Here is a 13,819-nt window from a genome sequence, read left to right as displayed (position 1 = left end):
CGACTTCGACCTACGGCAGCCAGGTCCAGATCTGCAGTCGCAGCCAGTCGCTCAGGCGGTGCGTCCAGATCCAGGCGTAGCTCTGCTCGCCGGCATTGATCTTGCCGACGCCTTCCATGCCCGGCCGCAACTTGAGGTCGCTACGGTCGAGCCGGGCTTCAACGCGAAAAACGTTCTTGCCGTCTTCGCTCTCGGCCATCGAAACGTTGCGCACTTCGAAGCCGAGGGACTCGCCGGCGAGCCCGGCGAGCACCAGGCTGCCGCTCTGGCCGGCGCGAACATCGCGGATGTCGCGGTCCTCGACCTTGAGGATCACCCGATAGGCATCGAGCGGCGCAATCTCGAACAGCAGCTTGCCGTGCTCGACCGGCGAACCGAGCAGTTGGCTGAGGTCGCCCGAGACGACGATGCCGTCGAATGGCGCGACGATCCGTGCGCGCGACAATTTCTCTTCGACCAGCGCCAGTTGCGACTCGGCCTCGTGCACCTGCGCCAGCGCGACGTTGGCATTGGCCCGCTCGTGTCTGGCGAGCGCGTCACGGTAGCGGCCATCGTGCTGCCCGCGCTCGGAGAGCCAGCGCTGACGCTCGACGAGCAGGTCCCGGTCGTCGAGGGTGGCGAGGACTTGCCCTTTGCGGACGATAAAGCCGGCGCGTACCGGCGCTTCGCGCAGGAAGCCGTCAAACGGTGCGACGGCGGCGCGTTGCACCTCGCCTTCGACGACCGCCCTGGCGCTGACGCGGTAGTCGCCGTCGAGGAAGAAGACCCCGAGCAGCAGCAGAATGACGAGCGCCAGCACGACGCGAAACCCTGGCCGCCGCGGGTCCCTGAGATGACGCCACCCGTCACGGCACTGGTCGACGAGGCGACCGGCGAACCAGCGGTGCAACTCGATGCGGCTTTCGAGCAGCGGTCCAAGCAGGGCGCTCACCGCTTCGAAGCCGCGGACGTCATCGGCGCTGAACGGCTGGCTCTGTTCGAAGGTCAGCACGCCGATCCCGATGCCTCGACTGACGAGCACGACCGAGCACACGGACCGGTTCGCGGCGAAGTCGCGATGGGCGATGGCCGTCGCACGGCGGTCTGCGTCGACCGGCGGGAAGGCGACGCTGCACCGCTGATCGAGCGCTTCGTCCATGGCATTTTCAAGTGCGGCGACGAACTGGCTCTTCTTCTCGAACACGGCCGAGTGCGACAGCGCCAGCAGGCGCGCCCGCCCACCACGGTCGATGCCAAGCGCGACGCGGTCACAGGCGAAGCGGCTGGCAAGTTCGTTCACCACCGTCATCGCCAGCGCCGGCAGGTGTGCCTGTTCGCTGGCGATGGCCAGCACGTCGAGGGCGCTGCGCGCCCGCTGCAAGGTCTGCGCGTCGTCAAGGTGGTGCCGGCGCAGGAGCAGCGTCTGGATCCAGCCAATTCCCCAGTGCAGTTGCCTGAGAACGGCCTGCAACGCTTCGTCGTCGCGTTCGGCAACATCGAGCACCACCGCGCCCTGCAAGTCTCCGTCGAGTTCGACGGGATAGGCGACGACCACCAGCGCGCCGGCCTGACCCCGCAACACCTTGCCTTGCCGCTCGCTCAGGCATTGTTGTGCAGCCGGCGCGAGATAGCCCACATCGACCGACTCGGCGGGCCAGACCGCCGCCGGGACAAAGGTGCCACCGCCCTGTTCGAGCAGCAGCAGCGCCGCCTGCACTTCGGAAACCTGCAGGCACTGCACCGATAACCAGCCTGCACAGAAATCAGCCGCGCTCCGAGCCGAGGCGAAAGCTCCCCAAGCCGCATCGGCGTGCGCATCGGCGTGCGCATCGGCGGTGCCAGCGCCAGCCCCCCCTGCGCGCTGGTCCGCGTAATGTGATCCCGGATTATCGGCTCTCGATAGCAAGGCAGAACTTCCCAAACGACAGATTCCTGGGCATCAGGCAAGGCCGACGACAATCGGCCGGCGTTCGGCAGAGGCTGCGGCCGGAAAACCACGGCGGCAACAAAAAATCGAAGTGCGCCAGGTGGCGTGCGGCTGTGCCCACTCCGATCGCACGGCTGTTCATCGGCGCTTTCCGCGCTGCGTAGACGGTGCAGCGTCGTCTTCAAGACCGAGCACCTTGACCAGCAACTCCTGTTTGCTGCCTATCTCGATTTTACGGAAGGCTTCCCGCAGATGGCTCTTCACGGTGTCCTCACTGATGCACAGCCGCCTGGCAAGGTCGGCGTTGGTCAGGGCACTGAGCATGCTTTGCGCGGTGATCTCCAGTTCGCGTGGCGAAAGGCCGTAATGACCAAGGCGGCGGCGCAGGTCGTCGCGCTGCCGAAAGGGAGTCAATGTGACGATTGTCAGCTGGTCTCCCAATCGTCTGACCGCATCCCATTCCTCGAACAGATGCTGCGCTGTATGGTCGTCCCGCAATTCCCCAGTATCGGGACTGTGCAGCGCGAAACAGGTCAACAAACTCGCCGCACGCCAGGGCAGCCGGGCGACGCGATAGCGCTGCAGGCCTAGTCGCAGGCAACCCGAACCGGTGGTAGACAGAGCCGCCAGAACTGCCGCAGCCTGCGATGGAGTGATCATGCCCTGCGCTGCTGTGTTGGATGCGACAAGCCGTCCATCGGCCCCAAAGGCCAGCAGGCCCAAATGCGTTCGCTGTTGTCGGTCCGCCACCCACTTCCGCAAGGCCAGAGCACGTCCCAGATGCGGCGCGATCCGGTCGATCAAGGCCGCCTCGTGAGTGCCGAAGTCATTTGCTCCCTTGGGTCGGTGCACGCAGAACGCGGCCAGTGGCTGCCCGTCGAAACCCACAACGTTGCCGAGTGCATGCCGATATGGGACCATCGGCATGAAGTCAGCAAACTCACTGTGATCGACCAGTGGAAACTGTGGAAGATCCGACAGCCGCACCGTCCGGTTGAGAGCCAATGCTTCAGGGCCGCGGCGCATGTACGGGTCGAAAGCTGCATAATGTTCCAGATACGGCGATACGTGCTCCGATGGGCAGTCGAAACAGAATGCCCCGCGAAGTTCCAGCGTACCTGGGTCAATCGGCAACAACACGCCGCTCGAGTGGGCAAGCAACCCGCGCAGTTCAGTAAAGATCTCGTTCAGCATCTGTTCGCAATCATCGATCTCATAGATGAGGTCGATGACCTTCAACAGCCGCCGGTGGCGGCCTCGCATCTCCTTCATTCTGTGGCTCCCCCCCAGAGAGATGTTCGTTCCCCGACAAGATCATAGCGGCAGAATGTCCCGACGAAAAGCAAAGTGACACTTGCGCAGCATTATGCGCCAGCCACCCTCATTTCCTGGCAAGCTCCGCAGCCGTGTTGACCAAAATCACCCCTTAGGGTGATTCATCGAATGGCTTCCGCGATGCTACATTCCCTTGTCAAGGCAAGTGCCAAAGCGAACACAAAAGGGGGAGATCATATGAGCAAGCGAGCATTCTTGTGGTGCGTGCTGTTGTTTTCAGGTCTGCTGCTTGGCACTCAAGCGCGGGCCGTCACCGTCCAGTACGAAGCGACCGACCTGCCTGACCTCGTCGCCGGGCAGGACCGCTGGTCGTATCATTACGAGATCAGCGGCAGCTTCGGGGCATTCGAGGGCGTCAATCTGCTGTATGCCGCGGACGGTTATGCCGATCTCGATCTCACCGTCGCTCCGGACCCGGCCCTGTGGTCCAGCCTGATCACCCCACCGGACCCGGCATTCACCGCGGACGGCCTGCTCGGCCTCACTGCACTGGCCGCGACCAGCCCGCACAAGCTGCCGCTCACGCTTGAGTTCACCTGGCTGGGAAGCGGCAACCCCGGCGTCCAGGGCTTTGAAGTCTTCGACGACAGCTTCAACATCACCGCCAGCGGGCGCACCAGGCCTCCCACAGCCGCAGGCGTCCCCGAACCCGGCAGCCTGTTGCTGCTCGCCGGCGCACTGGCTCTGCTCGTCCAGCGTCGGCGCCGTTGCTGAATTCGCTGCCGCGACCGCTTCCGTAACGGTCGCAAGTCTTCTCTCGTCGTCGTCCACGCGCGGAGCCATCCGCGAGATCGCAAAATCGCGGTCGCTGCCGGCCGCAGCCCAGAGGAGTCACCGCATGAGTCCGCTTCGCAAGACAGTCCACGGCCGGCGGCGCATCAGCGCGCTGCTCTTCTCGCTTCTCCGCCGCCTCGATCGCTGGCTCACCGGCTGGCTGCAGCAGCGCCGCGCACGCTGGGCAAGTCAGCCGGCGTCGAGTGCCGGCCTGCACTGCGAACTCCTCGAACCACGCCTCCTCCTTTCGGCGGATCTGGTCGGCGGTAGTCTCAGCCACGACGCCTTCCCTTCGGCCGTCCCCAGCGACGCCATCAGCGCCCACTTCACCGTCTATCGCCCCGACAGCGAGCCACTCGGCAAGCCGGTGCGCATCCAGTTCTACGCCTCCGCCGACAGCCTCCTCGACGCGGGCGACACTCGTGTCGGCCAGACCGACATTGCCGCCGACCGTCTGAACCCGGGCAGCAACGCCATCACCGTCAGCCTCGACGCGCGCGCGATCGGCCAACCCGGGCGCTACACCCTGATCGGCGTCGTCGATCCCGACAACGCCATCGCCGAGAGCGACGAGACCAACAACCAGTCGATCGCCAGTTCGCCGCTGACCCTCGATTTCGCCGTCGGCCAACTGCCCGGTCGCAGCCCGGTGCCGTCACTCGACCTCAGCGATGCCGATGGCACCCGCTTCACCTTGACAATTGCCGGCCCCGGGCTTGCCCGCCTCACCCCGAACGGCACCGGCTACGACCTGAATCTCAGCGGTACCGACGCCGGTACGCGTATCGAACTCGCCGGCAGCGGCGGCGACGGCCGCATCACGCTGACCGGCCTCAACGCCGACAGCCCGCTCGGCAGTCTCGTCGCACCGGTCGCCAGCCTCACCGGCGCCGCGCGCTTTGGCACCGTGAACAGCCTGAACCTCGGCGACATCGCCGCCGGCGCCCGTCTCGAGGGCAACAGCCTCGCCAATCTCAACGTCAGCCGTGACGCCCTCGGCGACCTGCGCCTGACGGGCGGCGGGGTGAGTGGTTTCGTCCTCGGCGCGGCACAGGTCGGCGGCGCCATCGCCGGCCTGTGGACTATCAACGGTCGCGCCAACAGTATCAGCGGCGAGAGCACGCGTGCCGACTGGCGCGCCAACATCAGCAGTCCGCTGACGCAGCTCGTCATCCGCGGCGACGCCTCCGGTCAGTTCGCCGCCAGCGCACTGCAGCTCCTGCAGGTCGGCGGCAGCCTCAAGGCGATGACCGTGCGCATCGGCGCCAACCTCGGCAGCGACGCCGTGATCGGCGGCAGCGGCGACGCCGCCGACCATTTCGGCGCCGGCACGCTCGCCCGCCTGCGCGTCAGCGGCAACATCGACGACAGCCTGATCGTCATCGGCGTCGACCCGCACAATGGCCGCTACCGTGACGGCGACGACCGGCAACTCGGGACGAGCACGAACCGCGTGCAGGAACTGGTGGTCGGCGGCCGGCTGACCGGCGACACCCAGATCAGCGCCCCGGCTTTCCCGGCCAGCGTGCGCATCAACGGCGTCCTGCGCAGCCCGGCGAGCCTTAGCGAGCTGGCGAGCACGCCGCCCGACCGCAGCGCGCCGACGCTCGTCGCCGCGCTGGTGAACGACAGCGGCGTCTCGGCGAGTGACGGCATCACCCGCGACGCGAGTATCAGCGGCCAGGCCAGCGACGCCGCCGGCGTGACCCGCCTGCTGGCGGCGCTCGACCCCGTCGGCACGCCAAGCTTCGTCGACCTGAGCAGCGCCCTGCAACCCGACGGCCGCTTCGTGCTGACGCCGGAGCTGCTCGACACGCTGGCCGGCGGCACGCTGACGGACGGCGCACACCGCGTCCTCCTGGTCGCTGCTGACGCCGCCGGCAACGCCTCGGTACCCGTCGACCTCGCCTTCACACTCGACACCCAGGCACCGGCTGCACCGACACTCGATCTCGTCGAGGCCAGCGACAGTGGCGCGAGCGCGACCGACAATCTCACCAACGACGCGACGCCGACGCTGGCCCTGACTGCCGAGGCCGGCAGCGAGATCGTGCTGCTCCGCGACACCACCCCGGTCGGCACCGGGCTGACTGGGCCGGATGCCGAATTCACCGCCGATGCGCTCGCCGACGGCGCTTACACCTTCAGTGCCAGCGCACGCGACGCCGCCGGCAACCTCAGCGCGACCGGCGCGCTGCGGCTCACCATCGACACCGCGGCGCCGGTCCTGGAGAGCTTCGCGCTCGACCCGTCCTCCGACACCGGTACGCTCGGCGATCGGGAGACCAGCGCCGCCGTCGCGACGCTGCTCGGGCAGGCCGATCCCGGCACCACCATAACCCTCGGCGACAGCGACCTCTCGACGACCGCCGACGCGAGTGGTGCCTTCCGCTTCGTCGACCAGCCGCTGGCACTCGGTGACAACGCCTTTGGCATCGTCCTGACCGACGACGCCGGCAACAGCATGGCCGCCAGCCTGACCATCACGCGCGTCGACCCGCCGATCGAGGACACCACCGCGCCGACGCTGGCCGCTGCGCTGCTGGTCGATAGCGGCCGCAGCGCCAGCGACGGCATCACCCGCGAAGCGGCAATCAGCGGTACGGTCAGCGACGAGCAAGGCGTCACCGTCCTGCGTGCCGGCTTCGGCAGCGACCTCACCACCTTCGTCAGCATCCTCGACAGCGTGCAGGCCGATGGCCGCTTCACGCTCGACAGGGCGCGCCTGGCGGCGATCAACGGCGGCGCGCTGCCCGACGGTAGCCATACGCTGCACCTGCGTGCTGAAGACGCCCCCGGCAACCGCACCGACTTCGATCTCGCCTTCACGCTCGACACCACGCCACCCGCGGCGCCGACACTCGATCTCGTCGAGGCCAGCGACAGTGGCGCGAGCGCGACCGACAATCTCACCAGCGACGCGACGCCGACACTGGCCCTGACTGCCGAGGCCGGCAGCGAGATCGTGCTGCTCCGCGACACCACCCCGGTCGGCACCGGGCTGACTGGGCCGGATGCCGAATTCACCGCCGATGCGCTCGCCGACGGCACATACACTTTCAGTGCCAGCGCACGCGACGCCGCCGGCAACCGCAGCGCGACCAGCGCGCTGGAGTTCACCATCGATACCGCCGCACCGATCCTGGCAAGCTTCACGCTCGACCCGGCCTCCGACACCGGCACGCTCGGCGACCGCGAGACCAGTGCTACTGTGGCGACGCTGCTCGGACAAAGCGAGCCCGGCACCACCATAACCCTCGGCGGCAGCGACCTCTCGTCGACCGCCGACGCCGGCGGTGCCTTCCGCTTCGCCGACCTGCCGCTGGCACTCGGTGACAACGCCTTTGCCATTGTCCTGATCGACCGCGCCGGCAATACCTCGACTGGTGGTCTGTACATCACGCGCGTCACGCCGCCGGTCGACGACACCACCGCGCCGTCGCTGGCCGCCGACCTGGCCAATGACACCGGTCGCAGCGCATTCGACACCCTCACCCGCGACGCGGCTATCAGCGGTGCGGTCAGCGACGAGCAAGGTGTCACCGTCCTGCGCGCCGGCTTCGGCAGCGAACCCACCACTTTCGTCAGCATTCTCGACAGCATGCAGGCCGATGGCCGCTTTACGCTCGACAGGGCGCGCCTGGCGGCGATCAACGGCGGTGCGCTGCCCGACGGCAGCCATACGCTGCGTCTCGTCGCCGCGGATGCGGCCGGCAACACCAGCACCCGCAGCGTCGCCTTCACCCTCGATACCCTGGCGCCGACGGCGCCGACCTTCGGGCTCTCGCTGGCCTCCGACACCGGTAGCATCGGCGACGCCGACACCGAAGCCGCGCGCGTGACCCTGGTCGGCAGCGGCGAAGCAGATGCCGACCTGCTGCTCGTCGAGAGTGGTTTCAGCGGCGTCGCCAGCAGCAGTGGCAGCTTCTTCCTGCCCGACGTCGATCTGGCGCTCGGCGACAACACCTTCACGCTGCAGGCGATCGACGCCGCCGGCAACGTCGCCGAGACGAATCAAGTCATTCACCGCAGCACCAGCACGACGAGCGACGATCTCGTCCTGCAGTGGAACGACATCGCGCTGACGGCGATCCGCCTCGACGCCAGCGCACCACCAGTCGCGACGCGCGCCCTGGCAATGCTCAGTATCGCCGTCCTCGACACGGTCAACGCGGTCGAGGGCACGCCCGGCTTTTATGTCAGCCGCCGCGCGCCGGCCGGCGCGTCGCTCGACGCGGCGATCGCCGCTGCCGCGCAGCGCGTGCTCGCCTATCTCTATCCGGGGCAGCTTGCGAGCTTCGACGCGGCGCTTGCCGGCGCGCTGGCCGGCATCGCCGACGGTGCCGCGAAGAGCGACGGCATCGCTCTCGGTCGTGCCATTGCCGACGATATCATCGCGCTGCGCAAGGGCGACGGTTTCGACGACTTCGTCGATTTCACCGGCTCGACCGCTCCCGGCCAGTGGCAGGCGACCGCGCCGGTCTACGCCGTGGCGCTCTTGCCGCAATGGGCCGACCTGCAGCCCTTCGCGATGAGCAGTCCGAGTGAATTCCGTCCGCCGGCGCCACCGGCGCTCGACTCGGCAACCTATACCGCCGACTTCGCCGAGGTCAAGGCGCTCGGCAGCGCCACCGGCAGCACGCGCAGCGCCGAGCAGACCCAGATTGCGCGCTTCTGGGCCGACGGTGCCGGTACCGATACGCCGCCGGGTCACTGGAACCGCATCGCGGCGACGCTGGCGACGGCGCAGGGCAACAGCCTGGCGGCCAACGCGCGGCTCTTCGCGCAGTTGAACGTGGCACTGGCCGACGCGTCGATCACCGCCTGGGACGCCAAGTATCACTACACCGCCTGGCGGCCGATCACCGCCATCCGCGCGGCGGATACCGACGGCAACGACGCGACCGCGGCCGACGCGGCCTGGACCTCGCTGCTGATCACGCCGCCCTTCCCCGAATACGTTTCCGGCCATTCGACCTACAGCGGCGCCGCCGAGACGGTGCTGGCCAGCGCTTTCGGCACGAGTACCGGCTTCACCATCGATTCCGAGGGCCTGCCGGGAGTCGAGCGCAGCTTTGCCAGCGTCCATGCCGCCGCCGAGGAAGCCGGCAGGAGCCGCATCTACGGCGGCATCCACTTCGAGTTCGCCAATCAGGCCGGGCTCGCCGCTGGGCGGGCGCTCGGGCAGAAGGTCCTCGACACCTTTGCCAGCCATACCGACACGCAGGCGCCGAGTCTGCTGCTCGATCAGGCTGATGGGCTGGTGAGTGACGGCAACGTGACGCTCGGCGGGCGAGTGCTCGATGCGCTCTCGGGTGTCGCTGTGCTCGAGGGGGCGTTCGACGATGCGGTGCCGGCGGCGATCGCCTTCGACGCCGACGGTCACTTCAGCGTGACGAGCGCTCTGGCGCTCGACGGGTCGGCCGATGGGGAGCATACGCTGACGCTCAGCGCCGTCGACGCGCGCGGCAATTTCAGTGCGCCGGTGAGCTTGCGCTTCACGCTCGATACGCGGGCACCCGAAATCGTCCTGCGTAGCCTCGCCGAGGACGATGCGCTGAGCACGGCGTCCCGGCTGACGGGAACCGCCGATCCGACCGGATCGACGCTGGTGAGTCTGTCCTATGCCTTCGACGGCGGTCGGACGATCCCGGTCGCCTTCGATCCGGCGAGCGGTGAGTTCGACAGCGTCCTCGATCTCGCGGCGCTCGCCGTCGGTGGACACACGCTGACCCTGACGGCGCGCGACGCCGCGGGCCATACGGCGGTCAGCACATTGAACCTGACGCTGCCGGAGTTGATTCCGCTGACGATCACCCGCACGACGCCGAGCGACGGTGCGGATGACGTCGGTGCGACGTTCAGGCCGCAGGTGGTCTTCTCGCGGCCGGTCGATGTGACGACGCTGACCAGCAGTACGTTCTACGCCACCGACACGACCGGTGCGAAGCTGGCGGCGACGATCGTTCCGGCGGCCGACGGGAGTTTTGCGTGGCTGTTCCTGACGAACCCGCTGCCGGGGGCGTCGACGATCACGCTGCACGTCGTCGGTGACGGGATTCTCGCCGGCGATGGCCAGGCGCTCGATGCCGATGGCGACGGGACGCCGGGCGGGACGTTCACCAGCCGCTTCACGACGGTGAGTGTGACGCCGATCGCCGGGACGACGATCAGCGGCCGGCTGCTCGATCCGGGCGACGATCTGAAGCCGATGACGTTCGACGACATCCGCGCCGGCGCGGACGGGGCGCTGCATACGGCCGACGATGTCTTCCTGCATCCGATCGCGGGGGCGAAGGTTTTCATCCTCGGGTTGGAGGGCAACGTCGTCTACACCGATGCCCATGGCTATTTCCATCTCGACCAGGTGCCGGCCGGCGACGTGAAGCTGGCGATCGACGGGCGCACGGCGAGCAATGCGCCGGCGGGAAGTTTCTATCCCGAGATGGTGATGGACCTGACGATCGAGGTCGGCTACGACAACACGGTCATGGGCAGCATGGGCACGCGCGAGGCGATGGCGGCCAACGAGGACCGGCAGGAGGTGTATCTGCCGCGGCTGCAGACGGCGATCCTGCACAACGTGAGTGGGTCAGAGGCTACCGAGGTCGGCGTCGATGCGGTGTCGGCGCCGAATCTGACCGACGAGCAGCGCGCGCAGTTGAAGCTGGAGGTGCTGCCGGGGACGTTGATCGGTGCCGACGGGAAGGTGATGAGCGGTGGCCAGGTGGGGATCAGTACGGTGCCGCCGGATCTGGTCCGGGACATGCTGCCGCCGGGCGTGTTGCAGCATACCTTCGATATCACGATCCAGGCGCCGGGCGTGGCGGCGTTCGCGACGCCGCTGGAGATTACGTTCCCGAATGTCTTCGAGGCGGCACCGGGGACGAAGTTGAATTTTCTGTCGTTTGATCATACGACCGGGAGGCTGGTGATCGAGGGGACGGCGACGGTGTCAGCGGATGGGAAGTCGGTCACGACGGATCCGGGACAGGGGATTACTAAGCCGGGGTGGCATGGGGTGGCGCCACCTGGGCAAGAAGTGGTCACAAGGTGTGCGGAGGTAGATACACGAACGCCGCCACCCGACGAAGGCGATTGTTCGCCTGAAGCACTCGAAAGGGCGCGAAGGATGCTTCTTGTACTTGCTGAAACAACTTTCGACTACCTGCCGGGCGTCTCTAGATTGGCCGGAAATAGTCTCCGAGACTTTGTCTTTGGAAGGGGAGATCAATACTATGAAAATGACTCGCTTGAGTCCCAAGACGTACAGAATTCCAAGGGATTCCAGGATCGATTGAAATATTTGACAGATCGACTTGGGGATCGAATTACCGCAGTCATACTTGGAGGCGGTGCATCACTTGGCGACTACTCCGGGACAACGGGTAATATCGACTTCTACAGGGTGCCGGGTCAGGCATGGTCTCAAGTGGCAGCAGGTATTGGCGGCACAAACTTGCCAAATGACGTTCATGTGTCGAACATATATTTCGATCACGATGGCAACTTTATCGCCGATATTGTGGTCGTCATACATGATATCTACTCATTTTCGGACGATGCCGGGAAATCAGCATTCGACGATGCAGCACACTTGCTTGAAGCCTGCGGGGGGGCCAAGCGATTCGAAAACTCAATTGAAGTACGTAGTGCAGTATTAGGGAAAGCCGAGTTGCCAGGTCACGGCCGTTGGGAAGTGGTTGCCAATGGCGAGGCAAGCTCGACCAGCGTGCCTTCTGCTGATGACGCCGGTGATCTTGGCGGCGATGATGGTTCGGGGCCAACGCAGCCAATGACTCTCTTTGATCCACATACAAAGTTTGTTGGCATTGAGGACAACGTTAGTGTTACCTATGACATGGAAGGCTATCGGAACGTACCAAACTTATCTACGATCAAAGAAATATTCTACAGGATAGATAACCTAACTGGCACCCCCATAACTGGCAGAGCCGAGACCGGTATAAGCGGGGTCAATGCATATTTGCCGGTCGGCAGCGTTGTACAAATTAAAGTGGTAAGTCCTATAAGTGGACTCGCGGCGATAATGATATACAAGGTGCCCGCTGGTGCTCCAACTAACACACTTCCAACGATTACCCTAGGTACGGACAACTCTGGCGATGCCGACGGGGATGGACTTAGCAACTTCGCCGAAGAGGTCATTGGAACCGTAGCAAACGACCGCGACACGGACCGCGACGGCATCTCCGATCTTGCCGAGATCAGGGCAGGCACAGACCCACTGGGCGGTCGCTCCCTCCCCAGCGGAGTCGTCGGGGCGCTCGCTACGCATGGTCAAGCTATGGCTGTCTTGCTTGAGGGCTCCGCCGTGACCTCGGAGATCCAGACGGCCTACGTCGCAACCGGCTCGTATGGCCTCGCCATCGTTGATGCCACGAGTTTCCAGACAGCGGTCGTACTCAGTCAGATCGACCTGCCTGGCGACGCAGTCGACGTCTCCGTCGATTCGAGGCTCACCATCGCCGTCGTCGCGACGACGACCGGCTTGCAACTCGTCGACGTCTCCGACCCGCTCGCGCCCAAACTCACGCAAACAGTCAACGTCCCCGCGACTCAGGTCGAGGTGGTCGACGGCATCGCTTACGTGGCATCCAGCGGAGGACTGGAATCTTAGGTGATTTCTACGATAGTTCATACCGTGCTGACTGGTCGGATCAAGATGTCCCACTTGGGTAGGAGCGGGTGACGTTCCAGACGGGACTCGACCGATTGCATAGCCTCCTTGGCCACCGTGACTCCTTTCTCGTAGACCGTGCGGCTCAGTTCGACGACGGGATGAACGCCTTTCCAGGTCATGGTCTTGGCCCACTCCAGCATCGTTTGGGTATCGGTCAACTTGGCACCGTTCCAGTGCTTTTCCAGGATTCCCCAGCAACGCTCCACCGGATTGTATTTGCTGTGGTATGGCGGATAGTAGAGGAGGCGGATGGACTTGCCGATGTGATCGGCGAACTGGACCATGCGCTTGAGGAATTGCGTACGCTGGCCATTGCTCTCCGGTCCGTTATCTGCCTTGATCTGGAGGTGTGTGACGCGAGCACGCTCCTCGGGTGCTTGACGCTCCCACCAGGCGTAGAGACTGTCGATGATGAAATCGCTGGTCTTCGCCGAGCTTCCGAAGGACAGATGGAGAGACCCACTGTCTTCATTGACGACACCAAACGGCGTGTGTTTTTCCTCGCACCCCATGTCGTGGTCGGCAGCCCGGTGGTCACCCCGCGTCTTGCCGCCACGCGAGTAGTCGCCAATCTTCACCGTCGCCTTGCAGTCCATGCTCAGGCGCATGACGGCTTCGTCTTGGCTATCGCGGTCACGTTCCCGGATGTTGGCGAAAATGGCGTCGGTTTCAGGGACTTTTTTTGGGGTTTGGCCTTGAGCACCGGGCGCAACCGGTACCCGTTGCGGTTCAACACTCTCGACATACCGCTTCGGGAAGGCAGGACATCGTCCGCAAATCCCTGCGCTCGCAACTGCTTGATGGCTTCCTCCGCGGTCAGGCGGGTGAACGACAAGGTCGTGCGAAAAGTCGGGTCTTGTTGCGCATGACTTTCCGCCAGTTCCCACAGGGCTTGCGCCACCTCGGGGTGTTTCTTCTCCCACAATTTCGCACCGCAGCAGAACGCGTGCAGCCCCAGACAGATGATACCCGTACGTTTCTCATGCAGACCGAGCTGCACGGCCTGCCGACTCCAGCCGAATACCTCCTCGGCACGCCGAGCACTGCCACTACAATATTTCAACGCCATCTCCGCCTGAAACGCCCTGCGCCTCGCCCCC

The 13,819-nt window shown here is 65.5% G+C and carries 4 protein-coding genes and 1 pseudogene; 2 read left to right on the top strand and 3 right to left on the bottom strand.

What is annotated here, in order from left to right; all coding sequences use genetic code 11:
* Positions 1-10: 10 nt before the first annotated feature.
* Positions 11-1,720 (bottom strand): efflux RND transporter periplasmic adaptor subunit, encoded by a 1,710-nt coding sequence (locus tag AC15MQ_RS04640; RefSeq protein ID WP_483079463.1) that lies wholly within the window; start codon positions 1,718-1,720, stop codon positions 11-13.
* Positions 1,721-2,044: 324 nt separating this feature from the next.
* Positions 2,045-3,145, bottom strand: coding sequence for a LuxR C-terminal-related transcriptional regulator (locus tag AC15MQ_RS04635; RefSeq protein ID WP_483079462.1), 1,101 nt, complete (start codon positions 3,143-3,145; stop codon positions 2,045-2,047).
* Positions 3,146-3,418: 273 nt separating this feature from the next.
* On the opposite strand from AC15MQ_RS04635, the gene AC15MQ_RS04630 reads away from it, so the two are divergent.
* The gene (locus AC15MQ_RS04630; RefSeq protein ID WP_483079458.1) at positions 3,419-3,955 is read left to right on the top strand and encodes a PEP-CTERM sorting domain-containing protein; all 537 of its coding nucleotides are present in this window, start codon (positions 3,419-3,421) and stop codon (positions 3,953-3,955) included.
* A gap of 124 nt (positions 3,956-4,079) precedes the next feature.
* On the top strand, positions 4,080-12,656 hold the full coding sequence (locus tag AC15MQ_RS04625; protein WP_483079461.1) for an Ig-like domain-containing protein: 8,577 nt from the start codon (positions 4,080-4,082) through the stop codon (positions 12,654-12,656).
* A gap of 17 nt (positions 12,657-12,673) precedes the next feature.
* Here the strand turns inward: AC15MQ_RS04625 and AC15MQ_RS04620 are convergent.
* Positions 12,674-13,788: pseudogene (locus tag AC15MQ_RS04620) on the bottom strand (ISAzo13 family transposase).
* Between the last annotated feature and the right edge of the window lie 31 nt (positions 13,789-13,819).

The organism is Candidatus Accumulibacter propinquus (genome assembly GCF_056856495.1).
This window is presented reverse-complemented; position numbering and strand designations above follow the sequence as displayed.

What these genes read in the sequence shown, in the direction of transcription:
- AC15MQ_RS04630 (WP_483079458.1), top strand. Translation starts at nt 3,419, where the DNA reads ATGAGCAAGCGAGCATTCTTGTGGTGCGTGCTGTTGTTTTCAGGTCTG.
- AC15MQ_RS04625 (WP_483079461.1), top strand. Translation starts at nt 4,080, where the DNA reads ATGAGTCCGCTTCGCAAGACAGTCCACGGCCGGCGGCGCATCAGCGCG.